Annotated in this window: 16 protein-coding genes and 2 pseudogenes; 4 read left to right on the top strand and 14 right to left on the bottom strand. The window is 71.6% G+C overall.

What is annotated here, in order from left to right; translation table 11 throughout:
- Positions 1–62 precede the first annotated feature (62 nt).
- Positions 63–1,583, top strand: a complete 1,521-nt coding sequence (locus QQK45_RS12590) for an arylsulfotransferase family protein (RefSeq protein ID WP_284293549.1) — start codon at positions 63–65, stop codon at positions 1,581–1,583.
- A gap of 149 nt (positions 1,584–1,732) precedes the next feature.
- On the opposite strand, the gene QQK45_RS12585 is transcribed toward QQK45_RS12590, so the two are convergent.
- The 14 genes and pseudogenes from QQK45_RS12585 to metG form a co-directional block, all read right to left on the bottom strand.
- Entirely contained in the window at positions 1,733–2,782 is a 1,050-nt protein-coding gene (locus tag QQK45_RS12585) for a sodium:solute symporter family protein (protein WP_284293548.1), read from the bottom strand.
- Positions 2,779–3,453 (bottom strand): sodium:solute symporter family transporter, encoded by a 675-nt coding sequence (locus QQK45_RS12580; protein ID WP_284293547.1) that lies wholly within the window; start codon positions 3,451–3,453, stop codon positions 2,779–2,781. The genes QQK45_RS12585 and QQK45_RS12580 overlap by 4 nt, the downstream gene beginning before the upstream one ends.
- Complete coding sequence (locus tag QQK45_RS12575) at positions 3,450–3,836, bottom strand: DUF3311 domain-containing protein (protein WP_284293546.1); 387 nt, start codon at positions 3,834–3,836, stop codon at positions 3,450–3,452. The genes QQK45_RS12580 and QQK45_RS12575 overlap by 4 nt, the downstream gene beginning before the upstream one ends.
- A 102-nt stretch (positions 3,837–3,938) precedes the next feature.
- A pseudogene (locus QQK45_RS23250) lies at positions 3,939–4,882 on the bottom strand (4-(cytidine 5'-diphospho)-2-C-methyl-D-erythritol kinase).
- A pseudogene (gene rsmA / locus QQK45_RS12565) lies at positions 4,879–5,746 on the bottom strand (16S rRNA (adenine(1518)-N(6)/adenine(1519)-N(6))-dimethyltransferase RsmA). The pseudogenes QQK45_RS23250 and rsmA overlap by 4 nt, the downstream one beginning before the upstream one ends.
- A 38-nt stretch (positions 5,747–5,784) precedes the next feature.
- The gene (locus tag QQK45_RS12560) at positions 5,785–6,015 is read right to left on the bottom strand and encodes a transglycosylase family protein (protein ID WP_284293545.1); all 231 of its coding nucleotides are present in this window, start codon (positions 6,013–6,015) and stop codon (positions 5,785–5,787) included.
- Positions 5,925–7,094 carry a resuscitation-promoting factor gene (locus QQK45_RS12555; RefSeq protein ID WP_284293544.1) on the bottom strand — a complete coding sequence of 390 codons (1,170 nt, stop codon included), beginning with the start codon at positions 7,092–7,094 and terminating at the stop codon, positions 5,925–5,927. Before QQK45_RS12555 ends, QQK45_RS12560 begins: the two co-directional genes overlap by 91 nt.
- Positions 7,095–7,329: 235 nt before the next feature.
- Complete coding sequence (locus QQK45_RS12550) at positions 7,330–8,223, bottom strand: aggregation-promoting factor C-terminal-like domain-containing protein (protein ID WP_284293543.1); 894 nt, start codon at positions 8,221–8,223, stop codon at positions 7,330–7,332.
- Between the two features lie 283 nt (positions 8,224–8,506).
- Complete coding sequence (locus tag QQK45_RS12545; RefSeq protein WP_431310270.1) at positions 8,507–8,734, bottom strand: aggregation-promoting factor C-terminal-like domain-containing protein; 228 nt, start codon at positions 8,732–8,734, stop codon at positions 8,507–8,509.
- Positions 8,731–9,216, bottom strand: coding sequence for a G5 domain-containing protein (locus tag QQK45_RS12540; protein WP_431310269.1), 486 nt, complete (start codon positions 9,214–9,216; stop codon positions 8,731–8,733). Before QQK45_RS12540 ends, QQK45_RS12545 begins: the two co-directional genes overlap by 4 nt.
- Before the next feature lie 110 nt (positions 9,217–9,326).
- The gene (locus tag QQK45_RS12535) at positions 9,327–9,575 is read right to left on the bottom strand and encodes a hypothetical protein (protein ID WP_284293542.1); all 249 of its coding nucleotides are present in this window, start codon (positions 9,573–9,575) and stop codon (positions 9,327–9,329) included.
- A 387-nt stretch (positions 9,576–9,962) separates the two neighbouring features.
- The gene (locus QQK45_RS12530) at positions 9,963–11,669 is read right to left on the bottom strand and encodes a resuscitation-promoting factor (RefSeq protein ID WP_284293541.1); all 1,707 of its coding nucleotides are present in this window, start codon (positions 11,667–11,669) and stop codon (positions 9,963–9,965) included.
- Between the two features lie 284 nt (positions 11,670–11,953).
- Positions 11,954–12,931 carry a TatD family hydrolase gene (locus QQK45_RS12525; protein WP_284293540.1) on the bottom strand — a complete coding sequence of 326 codons (978 nt, stop codon included), beginning with the start codon at positions 12,929–12,931 and terminating at the stop codon, positions 11,954–11,956.
- Positions 12,932–12,936: 5 nt separating this feature from the next.
- Positions 12,937–14,730, bottom strand: coding sequence for a methionine--tRNA ligase (gene metG, locus QQK45_RS12520; RefSeq protein ID WP_284293539.1), 1,794 nt, complete (start codon positions 14,728–14,730; stop codon positions 12,937–12,939).
- A 347-nt stretch (positions 14,731–15,077) separates the two neighbouring features.
- Here metG and QQK45_RS12515 point away from each other — a divergent pair, with 347 nt between their 5' ends.
- Genes QQK45_RS12515 through QQK45_RS12505 form a run of 3 tightly spaced genes read left to right on the top strand, consistent with a single transcriptional unit; the run spans position 15,078 to position 17,135 of the window.
- Entirely contained in the window at positions 15,078–15,383 is a 306-nt protein-coding gene (locus QQK45_RS12515) for a putative quinol monooxygenase (protein ID WP_284293538.1), read from the top strand.
- 35 nt (positions 15,384–15,418) lie between these two features.
- Positions 15,419–16,408: a LacI family DNA-binding transcriptional regulator gene (locus tag QQK45_RS12510; protein ID WP_348525221.1), complete on the top strand. Its 990-nt coding sequence runs from the start codon at positions 15,419–15,421 to the stop codon at positions 16,406–16,408.
- A 19-nt stretch (positions 16,409–16,427) separates the two neighbouring features.
- Positions 16,428–17,135 carry an alpha/beta fold hydrolase gene (locus tag QQK45_RS12505; RefSeq protein ID WP_284293537.1) on the top strand — a complete coding sequence of 236 codons (708 nt, stop codon included), beginning with the start codon at positions 16,428–16,430 and terminating at the stop codon, positions 17,133–17,135.
- Positions 17,136–17,142: the final 7 nt, after the last annotated feature.

Genomic DNA, 17,142 nt, shown 5'->3' with positions numbered 1-17,142 from the left:
CGAGCGGTCCGTCATGATCGGACGAGGGGGTCACCACCCGTCCGGTCCTGGAGGGCGCCACCGTGACGACGAGCAGCCGACCGATCCCCGGAGCGCGGAGAGCGCGGGCTGTGCACGGGCTGGGCGCCGTCGTCGTGGGCGTGGTGTGCGCGCTGGTTGCGACCGGGTGCTCCGGGGACGACGACGCCGTCACCGACCCGACGGACCCGCCGGCCGTAGCGCACACGTACGTGACACGGCCCGACCTGACGCCGCCCGTCATGCGGGCGACCGTCGGCTCGCTCCCCCACGACGCCGCGGACGACGCCGCCGAGGGCAACGTCGTCGCCCTCGGACCCAAGGACGAGGACCAGCAACCGGCCATGCAGGGGGCGCTGCTCGTCGACCCGACGGGCGAACCGGTGTGGGTCTCCCCCATGAAGGTCGGCCCGTTCGACGTGCGCGTCCAGGAGTATCAGGGCGTGCCGGTGCTCACCTACTGGGAGGGCACGTCGACGGACTCGGGGACGGGCGAGGGCCGCGTCGTCCTGCTCGACGCCCACTACGACCAGGTCGCGACCGTCACGACGGGCGGCAGCGTGGGGAGGGGCAAGGCCGACATCCACGAGACGACGATCACGCCGTCGGGCACGATCCTCCTCACCGCGTACGTCCCCGCCCAGGCCGACCTGACCGCCGTCGGCGGCCCGAAGGACGGCTGGGTCGAGGAGGGCGTCGCGCAGGAGGTCGACATCGCGAGCGGCAAGGTCCTGTGGGAGTGGCGCTCGCTCGACCACGTCCCCGTCCAGGAGACCTACGCGAACCTCGCGAAGGGCATGGGCACCGAGGAGAAGCCGTTCGACTACTTCCACATCAACGCGATCGCGCTCGACGGCGACGGCGCCCTCCTCGTCTCGGCCCGCAACACCCACACCGTGTACAAGGTGGACCGCGCGACCGGGAAGGTCGACTGGCACCTGGGCGGCAAGCAGAACGAGTTCGTGCTCGGCGCACAGTTCGCGTGGCAGCACGACGTCCGCCTGCAGGACGACGGCACCCTCACCCTGTTCGACAACGAGGGCTCCCCGCGGGTCGGGCCGACGTCGCGGGGGCTGCGGCTCACGGTGGACGAGAAGACGATGACGACGTCGACCGTCGCGGAGTACCTCCCGCCCACCGCCCGCCACTCGGACACCCAGGGCAACGTGCAGGTCCTGCCGGACGGGAACGTCGTCGTCGGCTGGGGGCAGCGCCCGTACGTGACCGAGTACGACGGCGGCGGGAACCTCCTCGGCGAGCTCTCGTTCTCGTCCGGCTCGAGCTACCGGGCCTACCGGGTCACGTGGCACGCGACCCCCACGGACCCGCCCGACGTCGTCGTGCAGGGCGACACCGTGCACGTGAGCTGGAACGGCGCGACGGACGTGGCGAGGTGGCGCGTGGTGAGCGGCGCGGACGAGGCGTCCGCGAAGACGGTCACGACGGCCGCGAGGAAGGGCTTCGAGACGACGGTCCACGCCTCCTCGGGCCTGGGCGCGTACGTCGCGGTGCAAGCCCTCGACGCCGACGGCGCGGTGATCGGCACCGGCACCCCCGCGAAGTAGTACGGCCGCCGGTCTATCTCGCGAAGTAGGCCTCCCGGCGGGGTACCTCGCGAGCACGGGGTCTCCGCCCCGCGAGAACGGGGTCCGCGCCAGTCAGCGTCGGCTGACGGGCGCGGACCCCGTGTTCGGCCTCAGAAGGGGAGGCAGGCTCAGGAGAGCTCGGCGCGCAGCTCGTCCGGCACCGGCTGGACGCGGACGTCGTCCTCGTCGACCTCGTAGTCCGTCGACCGCGTGCTGTCGGCGGTGTCCTCGACCTTGAACGCGCGCAGGACGAGCGTCCCCACCGCGGCGACGACGGCGTTCAGCACGAACGCGGTGACGCCGATGTAGACGGTGGTGTGGGTCCACGGGATCGCGGCGATGGAGCCGCCGAAGTGCTTCCCGGTCGCGGGGTTGACGACGTTGTACGCGGCGATCGTCCCGTAGACCATGCCCGCGGCCCAGCCGACGAGCAGCGCCCACTTGTTGAACCACCGCGTGTACAGGCCCGCGACGATCGCCGGGAACGTCTGCAGGATCCAGATGCCGCCGAGGAGCTGCAGGTTGATCGCGGACGACTGGTCCATCCCGAGCACGAAGACGAGCGCCCCGACCTTGACGAGCAGCGACACGAGCTTCGAGATCTTGGCCTCGGTGCGCGGCGTGACGTCGGGCTTGATGAGGTCGCGGTAGATGTTCCGCGTGAACAGGTTGGACGCGGCGATCGACATGATCGCCGCGGGCACGAGCGCCCCGATCGCGATCGCGGCGAGCGCCACCCCGGCGAACCACGACGGGAAGGTGTCGAGGAAGAGCTGGGGCACGACGAGCTGCGCGTTGATCGTGCCGTTGGTGTCGACGGGCATCGTGCCCGCCTTGATCGCGACGTACCCGAGCAGGGCGAGGAAGCCCAGCATGAGCGAGTAGAGCGGCAGCACGACCGCGTTGCGGCGGATGGTGTTGCGGCTCTTGGTCGCGAGGACGCCGGTGATCGAGTGCGGGTACATGAACAGCGCCATCGCGGACCCGAGCGCGAGGGTCCAGTAGGCGTTGAAGCTGGTCATCCCGGGGATGATCGCCCCGGCGGGCTTGCCGGTCGCCGGGTTCGTGGTGGACATCTTGGCGTCGGCGTCGTCGAAGATCGAGCCCCACCCGCCGAACGTGCTGGGCAGGTAGATCACGGCGACGACGATCGCGAGGTAGATCAGCAGGTCCTTCACGACGGCGATGAGCGCCGGGCCCGCAGGCCGCCCGTGTAGGTGTAGGCGGCGAGCACGACGAACGCGATGATCAGCGGCAGGTCGTTGACGAACGAGTTGCTGCCCGAGCCGAGGCCGAGGACGGTGAGCACGGCCTTCATGCCGACGAGCTGGAGGGCGATGTACGGCATGGTCGCGACGATGCCGGTGACGGCGATCGCGGTGGAGAGCACCTTGCCGCCGTACCGTCCGCCGACGAAGTCGGCCGGGGTCACGTAGCCGTGGCTCCGCGACACCGACCAGAGCCGGCTCATGAGGATGAAGACGATCGGGTAGAGCACGATCGTGTACGGGACGGCGAAGAAGCCGGACACCGCGCCCGTCGCCCACATGGCGGCGGGGACGGCCACGAAGGTGTACGCCGTGTACAGGTCGCCGCCGAGCAGGAACCAGGTCACCCAGGACCCGAAGCCGCGTCCGCCCAGCCCCCACTCGTCGAGGCTGTGCAGGCCGCGCTCCTCGGAGCTCGTGCGCCAGCGGGAGGCGAGGAACCCGATCGCGGCCACGACGAGGAAGAGCACGATGACGACCGCGAGCGCACCGCCCGCGATCGACCGGTGGCCGTTGGCGTCCGGCCCGTCCGCCGGTGCGGCGAGGGACAGGGACGCGGGGAGCGTCAGGAGCGTGCTCACCGGGCACCCCCGTCCTCGGTGGCGTCGCCCGCCGCGTCAGTGGCGGCCGCGTGCCGTGGCGGGTGACCGCCCGGACCGGAGCCCTGGGCGCGGACGACGTCACGCCGTCGGCGGTCCTCCTTGCGCATCAGCGTGTACGCCACGAAGAGCAGACCCGCGTCGATGAAGACCCAGAGGAGCTGGTACCAGTAGAAGAACGGCATCCCGGCGAGCTCCGGGTCGTGGCGCGCGTAGATCGGCACGACGAGCGGCAGCACGATCCCGATCGCGACGAGCACGCCGGCGGCCACGTAGGGGCCGGGGCGGGCCGACCCTCGGACCGGCGTGTCGGGGCGCGGGCCGCCGTGTCGGGGCGCGTCGGGGCTGGGCACAGGTTGGGGCACGTTCGACTCCTTCGTCTCTTCGTTGAGCGAAGTCCATCGGGTCCACGCCGGGGTCGCCGACCGGGCCTGAGCCCGGTCCGCGGATCGGTCGGCGGGGTGCCGTCAGACGATCCGCGCCCCGGGCGATGGGCCGACGGCAGTATAGACATCGTCGGCGGCACCGACCGCGGTCCACGACGCGGCGATCGCGAGCGCGTGCTGGCGGCTCCGGGCGAGCGCGGCGACCGTCGGACCGGAGCCCGACAGCATGACGCCGAGCGCCCCCGCGTCGCGCGCGACGTCGATGGTCTCGCGCAGGTGCGGCGCGAGCCCGAGCGCCGGCTCCTGGAGGTCGTTGTGGAGCAGAGCGCCGAGCGCCGTCGGGTCGCCCGCGCGCAGCGCCTGCATGAGGGGCGTGTCGTCGGCGAGCGCGGGGTCGGCGGGGATCCCGCGGCCGCCCGCGTGGGCGGCGTCGAACGCGTCGAACACGCGCGCGGTCGACAGGCCCTCGTCGGTGACGGCGAGCGCCCAGAAGAACTCGCCGCGCACCATGGCGGGGGTCAGCTCGTCCCCCGCCCGACGCCGACGGCGACGTGCCCGTGGAGCGCGAAGGGGACGTCCGCGCCGAGGGCGGCGGCGAGGTGCGTGAGCTCGTCGCGGCCGAGGCCGGTCTCCCACAGGGCGTCGCACGCGACGAGCGCGGCGGCGGCGTCGGCGGACCCGCCGGCCATCCCGCCGGCGACGGGCACGCCCTTGACGATCGCGAGGTGGACGTCGGGCTCGACGCCGGTGCGCTCCGCGAGGAGCTCGGCGGCACGCCAGGCGAGGTTCGTCCGGTCGGTGGGGACGCGGTCGGCGTGCGGGCCGTCGACGGCGATCGACACGCCGCGACCGGCGGGCACCGCGGTCGCCGTGACCTCCTCGTAGAGGGACACGGCCTGGAAGATGTTGACGAGCGGGTGGTACCCGTCCGGTCGCACGCTCCCGACGCGCAGCGACAGGTTGACCTTGCCGGGAGCGCGGACGGTGACGGACGGCTCGGGGGCGGCCGCGAGGTGCGCCGTCATGCGGTGTCCTGGGCGGCGAAGGCCTCGGCGATGCGCGCGAAGTCGGTCACGGTGAGGGTCTCGCCGCGTGCCGACGGGTCGACACCCGCGGCGACGAGCACGCGCTCGGCGGCCTCCCCGAGCCCGCGGTGCGCGCCAGGGCGGCCCGCAAGGTCTTGCGGCGCTGCGCGAACGCGGCGTCGACGACGGCGAACACCTCTTCGCGCGTCGCGGTCGTCGTGGGCGGGTCGCGCCGCTCGAGGGCGACGAGCGCCGAGTCGACGTTGGGGACGGGCCAGAAGACGCTGCGACCCACGGTCCCGGCGCGGCGCGCGGACGCGTACCAGGCGGCCTTGACGCTCGGCACGCCGTAGACCTTCGAGCCGGGCGCGGCAGCGAGGCGGTCGGCGACCTCGGCCTGCACCATGACGAGGACGCGCTCGAGGCTGTCGAAGCGTTCGAGGAACGTGAGGAGCACCGGGACCGCGACGTTGTACGGGAGGTTCGCGACGAGCGCCGTGGGCGGCTCGCCGGGCAGCTCGGTGACGTCGAGGGCGTCCGCGGGGACGACGGTCAGCCGGGCGGCCAGGTCGGCCGAGCGTCCCGCGACGGTCTCGGGGATCTGCCGTGCGAGGGTCGGGTCGATCTCGACCGCGACGACGCTCGCGCCGGCCTCGAGCAGCCCGAGCGTGAGGGAGCCCAGCCCGGGACCGACCTCCACGACCCGCTCCCCGGCTCGACGCCCGCGGTGCGGACGATGCGGCGGACCGTGCCGCCGTCGTGCACGAAGTTCTGGCCCCACGTCTTGGTGGGGCGGACGCCGAGACGCCCTGCCAGGTCCCGGATCTCGGCCGGGCCCAGCAGGGCGCCTCGGTGGTCGGTCATGGCAGATGAGCCTACCGGCCAGGGGTGTGCCAGGTCGCTCAGAGCAGACCGAGCTTGGCGGCGCAGGCGGGCCACTGGCCCCAGCCCGAGCGCGCCTGGAGCTTCTGCGCGAGCGCGGTCTGCGTCGCGGCGGAGGCGTCCGTCGGCAGGCCGCTACCGCCGAGCGAGTGCCACGTGCTCACCGTGAACTGGTAGAGCCCGTAGTACCCGGCCGGGTTGACGGCCTTCGGGTTGCCGCCCGACTCGCACGCCGCGAGCTTGGCCCACACGCCCGAGGTGGGGCGCCGCCGCCGCCCGACGAGCTGGAGGACGACTTCTTCGACGACGAGCTCGACGAGGACGACTTCGACGACGAGCTCGACTTCGACGACGACGACGTGGCGGTGGTGGCCTTCGGCTTCTCGACGACGACGGGCCGCGCCTTGGTGCCGGTCACGACGACCTTCGACACGGGCTTCGTGGTCACGCCCTTGGCGGTCACGGCCTTCGTCTCGACCTTGCCGTCGACGTAGGTGACCTTGTAGGTCGTCGTGTAGACGCCCTTCTTGCCGGCCTTCGTGACGACGGAGCCCAGGTCGGCGTAGCGCGACGCGTCCTTCTTCTGGACGGTCTTGAACGCGACCGGCTTGGTCGACTTCTCGGTCTTGACGGCGACCCGCTCGACGACGAGCGCGACGTCGGGCGAGCCCGTGCGCGGCTCGACGGAGACCCGGTCACGGGCGCCGAGCGTGAGGCCGAGCTGCGTGAGGACGCTGTCGACGCCCTCGCTCGGGTCCTGAACGACGCGCGTCTTCCCGTCGGCGACGACGGCCACGGGGCCGGACTCGGCGAGATCGACGCCGAGGGCCGGGCGGCCGTCGGACTGCGAACGGTTGGCGACGAGGCTGACGTCGGAGCCGCGGGCCTCGAGGGCGCCGAGCGCCTCGCCGGCGTCGAGCGCGGTGGTCCAGACGGTGGTCTTGGTGCCGTCGACGTCCACGGTGACCTGGTGGCCGTAGCGGACGACGATGCGCTCGCCGTCGTGCAGCGAGCTGCTCGGGGCGGGCGAGACGACGTCGTACTCGCCGAGCTCGATCCCCTTCTTCTGGAGGAGGTCGCCGACGCTGCCCGAGAACGTGCCGGTCTTGGTGGTCTCGCCCGCCACGTCGAGCGTGACGGACTTGTGGGCGCCGGCGTAGACAGCGCCTCCGCTCACGAGGACCGCGACGGCGGCCCCGGCGGCGATCCAGGGCCAGCGGCGGTGGCGGGCCCGGGAAGTGGTGGCAACGGGCTCGGTGCCCGGCGTGCTGCCCTGGGGGGTGTCCTGCGGAGAAGTCACTCGAGTCCAGTCGTCGAGCTGTCCGGGCACGGAGGCGAGGTGGCGCGCGTGGCGCCCCGGGGCCGGGTCGCGGGGTTGCCGCGACCCGGTGCGCGGGCCGTGGCCCGCCCGGTCCTCGTGCTCCGATCCGGCTGTCAGCGTTCGACCGTAACCGATCCGTGATCTACTACGAAACCCCTGTGCGGATTTGTGCCCGGTATTACCGGAAACTTATCCAAGGCGGCGGGAATTCGTGGAGAAAACGGCGGGAGACGGTCAGGCCAGGTCAGTACCAGCCGTAGTGGTGCGAATGGGACAGCGCGCCGCAAGGGGTGTGATAACGGCCCTTGATGTAGCCGAGCCCCCACGTGATCTGGGTCTTCGCGTTCGTGCGCCAGCCCGGTCCCGCGCTCGCCATCTTGCGGCCCGGCAGAGCCTGCGGGATCCCGTGCGCGCCGCTGCTCGCGTTGTGCGCCGACACCCGCCAGCCCGACTCGCGGTTCCACAGCGAGACGAGGCACTGGTACTGGTGGGTGCTCCAGCCCTTGCGGCGGACCAGGTCCTTCGCGATGGCCTTCGAGTAGCCGACGGTGGCGTGCTTGGGGCTCTTGCGGGTGCCCTTGACGACGACCTTCGTGACCATCGTCGAGCGGTTCTTCAGCACCTTGCGGGCCGTGACCTTGCCGTCGACGCGCGTCACGCGGGCGACGGTCGTGCGAGTGCCGGCGTGGCCCTTGCGCTTCACGTAGGAGCCGAGGACCTTGTAGCGCTTGCGGTCCTTGACGACCTTCGTGGTGCGCTTGACGTGCTTCTTCGTCGTGACGTTGCCGACCGTCACACGCTGGACCGTGACGGTCGCGGCCACACCGGCACGCTTGTCCGCGGCGCTCGCAGGGCTGAGCCGCAGGCGGTCGTTCCCGTCGGGGCTGACCTTCTTGGCGGCGAGGAGCGCGCCGACGGTCGCCGGAGCGGTCGTGACGAGGTTCCGCTTCCAGCTCGTCGCGACGAGGCGGACCGTCGTCCCGGCGGGCAGCCTGGTCGTGCGGTGCGCCGTGGTCGTCGTGGTGACCGCGCCCGCGACGGGCGTGGTCGCCGTCGCCGCACCTGCGGTCGTCGGGGCGAGCGCGACGCTGCCGGTGACGCCGACGCTCGTGAGCGTCAGGGCGACGAGGCCGGACACCAGCGCGCGGCGGGGCCGACGGCGCAGGGGCGCGCGGTCAAGGGGCTCAGGGCCATGGGGAGAGTCCTCGGGTCATGCCGCACGGCCCTCCGGACGCGGCGCGGGGCCGACGGAGAGGACCGAGGAAATGTGCGGTCGTGATCGTTTCGTGATAGCGCTGGAAGTGCGCTCTTGTTGCCCGACAGGGCGGACGACGGCCGTGCGCCGACATTCCGAGAAATGCCGGCGCACGGCGGCGGTCAGGTGTGGGACGGCTTCGCCGGCGCCCCGCACCGTGTGCCGGTCAGTACCAGCCGGTCGCCTGCGAGTGGCCCCAGGCACCGCACGGGGTGCCGTAGGAGCCGGCGATGTAGTTCAGGCCCCAGGTGATCTGGGTCCGGGCGCTCGTGCGCCAGTCCGAGCCCGCCGAGGCGAGCTTCGAGGCCGGCAGCGACTGCGGGATGCCGTAGGCGCCGCTCGACGCGTTGGTCGCTGTGACGCTCCAGCCAGACTCGCGGTTCCAGAGGTTCACGAGGCACTGGAACTGGTCGCTGCCCCAGCCGCGGGCCGCGACCATCGAGGCGGCGATCGCCTTGGCGCCCGAGGGCCGGCCGGCCGCGGGTCGGCCTTGGTGCCCTTGACGAGGATCGCGTCGACCGCGGTGTCCGTGGTCTTGAGCGTCTTGCGGTCGGCGACCTTGCCGTCGATCGTCGTGACGCGCTGGACCGTGGTCTTGACGCCGTCCTTGCCGGCGCGCTGGACCTTGGTCCCGGCCGACGCGAGGCGGTGCGAGTCCTTCTTGACGACCGTGCCGGCCTTCGATGCCGCCTTGGTCGTCTTCTTCGTGACGTCGACCTTGTGCACGGTGACGGTGGCGACGACGCCGGCCTTCTTGTCGGCTGCGGCCGGGGGCGTCAGGACGATCCGGTCGTTGGAGTCGGGGCGCACATCGTGCGTGGCGAGCAGCTTGCCGACGGTCGTCGGCGTGGTGCCCGTCGCCGTCGTCGTGCTCACCTTCCACGAGGTCGCGACCACGTGGATCGTCCCCGTCGGCAGGGCGGTGGACGTCGTGGCGCTCTTCTTGGCGCTGATCGGCGTTCCGGTCAGCGGGGTGCGGCCGTCGGTCAGGTCGCGGCTCGCGTGCTGGCCGCGGTCGAGGAGGTCGAGCTGGGCGACGCGGCGGCGTCGGCGGGGGTGCTGCCGAGGCTCGAGGCCTGGGCGACCGCGATGCCGCCGACGACGGCGAGGCCGCCGACCGTGGCGCCGACCGCGACGAGGCGGCGGCGGAGGCGATGGGCGCGCTCGGCGCGGTGGCGCTCGGCGCGGGTGTCGAGGGTGCTGGTGGGCTCGGAGTGCTGGCGAGGCGAAGTCATGCAGATCCTTGCTGGTGCCGTCCGGGCACGACGGGCGGTGAGGGCCGTGACAGCGCTCCCAGCCATGGGCCCCGGAGGCGTGGCGGGACGCGACGCCGCCGCGAGGCTGCGCCGGACCCGGACGAGCTCCAGGGCACGGTTCGGGCGACGCCCGTAGCGTCGCCCGGTGGCTCCGTCCGCCGATCCGGCGGTTCGAGTGCACGACGCTAGGCGTCGCCCGGGCGCCTACCAAACCGCCGGTGCGAGGTGTGCGAGGTCGCGCCCGGTTCATCCGTAACGGAAGCCGAGATCTTCACCGGGCGAGCACAGGCCGTCCCGGGGACGACTCCAACTGGGACGACCGTCCAACTGGACGAGTGACCTGGACGGCCGACCCACTTCGGCCGGTCAGTACCAGCCCGACGCCTGCGAGTGGGCCCACGCGCCGCACGGCGTGCCGTACCGGCCCGCGATGTAGCTCAGGCCCCACGTGATCTGGGTCTTGGCGTTCGTCCGCCAGTCCGACCCGGCGCTCGCCATCTTCGAGCCCGGCAGCGCCTGCGGGATGCCGTACGCGCCGCTCGGGTTCGCCGCGTTCACGCGCCAGCCCGACTCACGGTTCCACAGCGACACCAGGCACGAGAACTGCGACGAGTCCCAGCCCCGGTCCGCGACCATCGCCTTCGCGATCGCCTGCGCCGAGCCCGGCGAGACCACGACCGTCGCCGGGTCCGGCACGTCCATCGTCCCGACCAGGACGACCTCGTCGACCGGCTCCGCGGTGACCTTCTCGCTGAGCAGCGTGCGCGAGACCTCGACGCCGCCCTTCGTCGCGATCTTGTAGGTCCGCTCGATCGTGCCGACCCGGCCCGCCGTCTTGACGACCTTCTGGCCCTTCGGGAGCGACGGGTCCTTGGTCTCCTTCGAGTCGAACGCGACGACCTGCGTCACGTGCGACGTCGACGACTTCCCGCGGTTCACCACGACGACCATGCCGTCGACGGCCGCGGCACCCGCCGGTGCCGACGTCGTGTCCTTCGAGCCCAGCTCCACGCCCGCGTCCGCGAGCACCTCGCCCACGGTCGCCGCCGCCGTCGTCACGGGGACGTCCTGGCCGTCGACCAGCACGTGCACCGACTTGGTCGTGGAGATGCGGAGCGGCTCGCGGCCCAGGGCCTCCGACCGGGACGCCGAGGCGACGGCACCGTCGGCGCGGTCGCCGAGCGAGTCCATCAGCTCGCCGACCGTGGACGCCGTCGTCGTGATGGTCTTGAGCTCGCCGTCCTTCTCGATCGTGACCTGACGGCTCGTCCGCACGACGATCTCGTCGACGCCGCGCGCCGGCGCGGACAGCGCGGGCTCCACGACGTCCCCGGCCTTCACGGCGACGTGCTGCTGCTTGAGGACGTCGCCGACCGTCCACCCGTACGCGTCGACGCTGCGCGTGCTCCCGTCGACGTCAAGGTCGAGGTGACGGTGGTAGACGGTGAACGCGCCGGTCGTCCCGACGACGGCCGCCAGGACCATCGCCTGCGCGCCCCAGCGCACATGCCGGCTCGTGCCGTGCGTGCGCTCACGGGTGCGGGTCCGCTGCGACCGCGTCTCCGCGCGGAACAGCGCGGGGTGGGCGTCCGCAGTGTGCCGCACCTCCGCGTCGACGACGGGCTCGACGGTCAGGTCCGGCGGCGGCGGTGGCGCGGTCGGGACGACCGGCACCGGCCCCGACGGCGTGTCCACCATCGGCATGAGCCCCGACGGCGCCTCGGCGACCGGGACGGCCCCTGAGGGCGTCTGCAGCATGCCCCACGGCGGCGGGGGCACCGGCGGCGTGGACGGGACGGCCGGCGTCGGGAAGGTCCGGCGCGACCACGCACCCGCGAGCCGCGGGACGTCCACGTCGCGCGCACCGTGGCGGCCGACGCCGTCGGCACGGTGCGAGCGCGAGGGCGCCGTCCGGGTCGGGCTGGCGAGCGGCGGAGCCGGACGGGTGGTCGCCGGGCGCCCCGTCGCGACGTCGCGGGCCCGGGTGGGCGGCCCGACGTGCAGCGACGCCGTGGAGCGCGCCGTGTCCGGGGCGCCACCGACCGGGGCGAAGTGGAGCTCGCGTCGCAGCACGGTCTCCGGCGCCGGGTGGTCCGCGGCCTGCGCCCGGCTCAGCTCACGGGCGCGCTCCTCGCGCTCGCGTGCCTCGCGCAGCTCACGGCGCGTCGGAAAGACCCGGGGGCGGGCATCTCGTCGATCACGCGTGATCCGATCGTCGGCGGGACAGGGCGGTCCAAGCAGGCACTTCGTCGTTCCCCCGACCGCCGGCAGCCGTGACCGCCGGTCGTTGGAGACGAAGATAACGGACGGGTCACGGTATGCGTCAATCCACCGACCTCCCCGACCTGCCCGCACCGTCACCACGAGCCGTACACCTCGGCGGTGTTCCGGACGACGGCGGCGCAGAATTCCGCCAGTTCGAGCCCCTTCACCTCGGCCGCCCGGCGGACCGTGTGCGGCAGGAGATAGGGCGCGTTCGGGCGTCCACGGAACGGATGGGGTGTGAGGTGCGGGGCATCCGTCTCGACCAGCACGCGGTCGAGCGGCGTCACCACGAGGGCGGCACGCAGCGCGTCGTTGGCCCCGAACGTCAGAGGCCCCGCGAACGACAGGTACCAGCCGTGCTCAGCCGCGAGGCGGGCCAGGGCGGCGTCGCCCGAGAAGCAGTGGAAGACCGTGCGCTCGGGGGCGCCGTCGGCGAGGAGCACGTCGACGACCTCGGCGTGCGCGTCCCGGTCGTGGATCTGCACGGGCAGGCCGAGCTCCTTCGCGAGCGCGAGGTGCGCCCGGAACGACTCCCGCTGGGCCTGCTCCCCCTGCGGGCCGGTGCGGAACAGGTCCATGCCGGTCTCGCCGATCGCGCGGATCCTGGGGTTCTCCCGGGCGACCGTCACGACCCGGGCGATCGCGTCGTCGAGCGGGACCTCGTGGCGCGGCTGCGGGTCCGGCTCGAGCCCGTCGGGCCCGACCTCGCGCACGCCCGCGTGCAGCACCGCCTCGTTGGGGTGGATCGCGACGGCGCCGACGAGCGCGTCGTGCGCGCGGACGACCGCGTCCGTCCACGCCACGGCGTCGAGGTCGCAGCCGACGGTGACCATGCGCGGCACACCGACCTCCGCCGCCCGGGCGAGGTGCTCGACGACCGTCGGGACGTGCACGGGGTCCGCTGCGCCGTCGGGCCCGTCGGGGTACCAGGTGCCGCCGGGCCCGACCCCGCCCAGGACGTGGTGGATCGAGTCGAGGTGCGTGTGGTTGTCGACGACCGGGACCGGGAGGGGCTCCGGGGTCGGCGGCCACGCATACCTCTGCCGCCGGCGCTCCTCGCGCGACGCCACGCGCGTCAGGCCTTCTCGCGCAGCCGCTCGAGCTCCTCGTCGACGATCGAGTCGTCGAGCTTCGTGAAGATGGGCGTCGGCTTCGCGACCGGCGTCCCCGGCACGACGGCGCGCGGCTCCCACGTGAGCAGGTCGCCGCCCGTGTAGTCGCCCGTGATGACCGGGTAGTGCCGCGCGTCGTCGTCGAGGTCGGTGACCTCCTCGATGCGCGGCAGCGGCGTCACCGTGCCCGACCCGCCGAACGTCTCGTGGACCTGCTGCGCCGAGTGCGGCAGGAACGACGCGAGCAGCGTGTTGCAGTCGCTCACCGCCTGCGTCACCGTGTGCAGCACCGTCGCGAGCCGGTCCGGGTCCGACTTGAGCTTCCACGGCTCGGTGTCCGAGACGTACTTGTTGACGTCGCCGACGACGCGCATCGCCTCGCCGATCGCCGCGCGCTGGCGGTGCGTCTCGAGCAGGTTGCCGACCGTGCCGAACGCCGACGTCGTGGTCGCGAGCAGCGCCTCGTCGACCGGCTGCCGCTGGCCCGGCGTCGGGATCGCGCCGAAGTTCTTGTGCACGAGGTTCGCCGTGCGGTTGACCAGGTTGCCCCAGCCCGCGACGAGCTCGTCGTTGTTCCGGCGCAGGAAGTCGGCCCACGTGAAGTCCACGTCCTGGCTCTCTGGGCCGGCCGCCGCCACGTAGTAGCGGAACGCGTCCGTCTGGTAGCGCGCCAGCATGTCGCGCACGTAGATCACCACGCCGCGCGACGACGAGAACTTCTGGCCCTCGACGTTGAGGAACTCGCTCGACACGACCTCCGTCGGCAGGTTCAGCTCCCCGTACCGTCCGGGCGTGCCGCCCTTGCTGCCCTTGCCTGCGTACGCCAGCAGCTCCGCCGGCCAGATCTGCGAGTGGAACGTGATGTTGTCCTTGCCCATGAAGTAGTTCGACACCGTCGCCGGGTCGTTCCACCATGCCCGCCACGCCTCCGGGTCGCCCGAGCGGCGCGCCCACTCGATCGACGCCGACAGGTAGCCGATCACCGCGTCGAACCACACGTACAGACGCTTGGCGGGGTTGTCCTCCCAGCCCTCCAGCGGCACCGGGATGCCCCAGTCGATGTCGCGCGTCATGGCCCGCGGGCGGACGTCGTCGAGCAGGTTGAGGGAGAACTTCAGGACGTTCGGACGCCAGTTCGTGCGCGTGCGCAGCCACGCGTCCAGCGCGTCCACGAGCGCCGGCAGGTCCAGGAAGAAGTGGTTCGACTCCACGAACTTCGGGGTCTCGCCGTTGATCCGGCTCACCGGGTTGATGAGGTCGATCGGGTCGAGCTGGTTGCCGCAGTTGTCGCACTGGTCGCCGCGCGCACCGTCGTACCCGCAGATCGGGCACGTGCCCTCGATGAAGCGGTCCGGCAGCGTGCGGCCCGTCGACGGCGAGATCGCACCCATCGACGTCTGCTCGACCATGTAGCCGTTCTTGTGGACCGTGCGGAACATCTCCTGCACGACCGCGTAGTGGTTCCGCGTCGTCGTGCGCGTGAACAGGTCGTACGACAGGCCGAGCTGCGCCAGGTCCTCGACGATGACCCGGTTGTAGCGGTCAGCGAGCTGCTGCGGGGTCACGCCCTCCTGCTCCGCCTGCACCAGGATCGGGGTCCCGTGCTCGTCCGTGCCCGACACCATGAGCACGTCGTGACCCGCCATCCGCATGTGCCGGGAGAAGACGTCCGACGGGACACCGAAACCAGCGACGTGACCGATGTGGCGCGGGCCGTTCGCGTACGGCCACGCCACGGCCGAGAGGATGTGGGTCATGGCGTCATCCTAAGTGGGCTCCCGATGCCCTCGTCGCTCACTTTCGGGTGCGAGGCGACCTGTCTCGGTCGACGAGGGTCTGGACCAACGTACGGGCCGCCGTCTGACGAAGCCCGACCACCGACTCCTCGACGCCAGTCGGACCGACGCTCCGCGCGCTCATTCCGAAGGAGAAGGGCCTGATGCGACATCGTTGTCACCCTCAGTCACATGACTGAAATCGGGACTTGGACTTGACACTGAGAGATGACCTTCTTCAAGATGATCACGTTGTCACTCGCATCGAGGCGAGTGCCGGTTCGAGGAGGAACCACCGTGCCTGTCGCCACAGTCCGGCGGATCAGTCGATGAGCGTCATCGTTGTCGCCTACATGCGCTGCATGTCTGCTATGCAAGGGACCGTCCACGCGATGGTCGTCGACCACGCCAGGACCGTCCGCCGAGAGCCTGGATGCATCCGTTTCATGCCCTACGTGGAGCATGGCGACGAGGACGTCGTCGTCGTGCTCGAGGAGTACCGATCCGAGTCCGACTTCCAGTCGCACCTCGCCGCTAATCACAGCAGAGCGTTCAATCGGGCGATCGCGTCCCTCGTCGTCGGCGGGAAGTCGACTCTGACGCATCTCCGGTCGCTCGAAGCGGCCAGACCATGAGCGCGACTCCTCGCCGCAGGCCGACGCTGCGGGATGTGGCCGCGTTGGCGGGCGTCAGCCAGAAGACGGTCTCACGCGTCGTCAATGACGAGCCCAAAGTCTCGCAGGAGGCACGCGAGAGGGTCGAGACCGCCATCGCGCAACTCAGCTACCGCCCTGACCAGCGTGCCGGAAGCCTTCGGCGCAACACCACGAGCGACACGATCGGGGTGGTCGTCTCGAGTGTTGCCAACCCGTTCGCAGCGGCCGTGAACCGTGCGATCGAGAACGAAGCCGCCACCCGCGGGGTGGCCGTGCTCGCGTCGAGTACGGACGACAACCCCGAGCGTGAACAGCCCACGGTGGAGGCGCTCCTGCGCCGCCGCGTCGATGGGCTCGTCATCACAGCGAGTCTGCCCAACCAGGGCTATCTTCACGCGGAACAGTCTTTCGGCACTCCCCTGGTCTTCGTCGACCGCGCCCCCACCGGGATCGAGGCCGATGTGGTCATGAGTGACCACGAGAAGGGCGCCGCGGTGGGTACGCGCCATCTCGTGGAGCACGGCCATCGGCGTATCGCCTATCTCGGCGACCTCGACTCGATCCAGTCGGCTCGCAGCCGCCGTGCTGGGTTCCTCGCCGAGATCGGGCGCCACGGCATACCGACAGGCGACTGCCACACCGTGATGGGCGTGCACGACGAAGCGACCGCCACTGCGGCTGCCATCTCGTTGCTCGACCTGGCGGAACCCCCGACCGCCATCTTCAGCAGCCAGAACCTGCTGACGGTGGGTGTGATCAAGGCACTTCGCCAGCGTGGCCTTGAGCGAACCGTGGCATTGGTTGGGTTCGACGACCTGCCTCTTGCGGACCTGCTGGCACCCGCTCTGACGGTGGTCGCACAGAACCCGGAGCGCATCGGTGCACTGGCAGCCGATCTGCTGTTCGACCGCCTGGACGGCACCGACACCCCGACGAAGACCCACATCATCCCCACGGAACTGATCCCGCGCGGATCCGGAGAGATCCACCCGGCGACAGCCTGACAAAAAGGTAGGTGCAGCAATGAAGCTGAACGTCCGCGAGTCCGGGGAAGGCGACAAGATCGCCGTCCTCATCCACGGGTTCAACTGTGACTCTGGTGACTGGTGGGAACTGACTCCCGAGCTCCTGAGGCGCGGTTACCACGTGAAGGCGGTCGACCTTCGCGGACACGGCCACAGTCCCAGGGCCACGTCCTACACGCTGCCCGAGTACGCGGCCGACGTCGTAGAAACGATCGGCGAGAGCCCCGAGCTGATCATCGGGCACTCGCTGGGTGCACAGGTGACGGCGCTGACCGTGCCGGAACTGCTTCCTTCGAAGGCGATCTACTTCGATCCGCCGTGGTCGCTGCCCGAGGAGGGCGCCCCCAACCTCTTCCCGGACTTGAGCGCGATCCCATCGATGACCGATGAGGAGCTCGCCGCAACGCTTCGCCACGACTTCCCTGCATGGAGCGAGAAGGCGATCGAGGTGGACGTCGCTTCGTGGCGGCTGTGGGACCCAGCCACCGCAGCAACCATCACCGATGTGAGGCTCAGCGGTATGCCCGAGCGCGCTCTGGTCCCCTCCCTGGCGATCGCGGCGGAGAAGGACACGGTCTTCGCCGCGAAGGACCACGCGACCGCTCAGGAGCGTGGGTTCGTGGTGCGCCTTGCACCCGGCCTCACGCACTCGCTGTTCCGGGACGACTTCGACCTCGTCCTCTCGCTCATCTCCGACTGGCTCTGACCAGCAA

The organism is Luteimicrobium album, assembly GCF_030161555.1.
GTDB lineage: Bacteria > Actinomycetota > Actinomycetes > Actinomycetales > Cellulomonadaceae > Luteimicrobium > Luteimicrobium album.
Note: the sequence above shows the minus strand (reverse complement) of the source record. Positions and strands in the feature narration are given on the sequence as shown.

What these genes read in the sequence shown, in the direction of transcription:
- QQK45_RS12535 (WP_284293542.1), bottom strand. Translation starts at nt 9,575, where the DNA reads ATGACTTCGCCTCGCCAGCACTCCGAGCCCACCAGCACCCTCGACACC.
- metG (WP_284293539.1), bottom strand. Translation starts at nt 14,730, where the DNA reads ATGACCCACATCCTCTCGGCCGTGGCGTGGCCGTACGCGAACGGCCCG.
- QQK45_RS12515 (WP_284293538.1), top strand. Translation starts at nt 15,078, where the DNA reads ATGAGCGTCATCGTTGTCGCCTACATGCGCTGCATGTCTGCTATGCAA.
- QQK45_RS12505 (WP_284293537.1), top strand. Translation starts at nt 16,428, where the DNA reads ATGAAGCTGAACGTCCGCGAGTCCGGGGAAGGCGACAAGATCGCCGTC.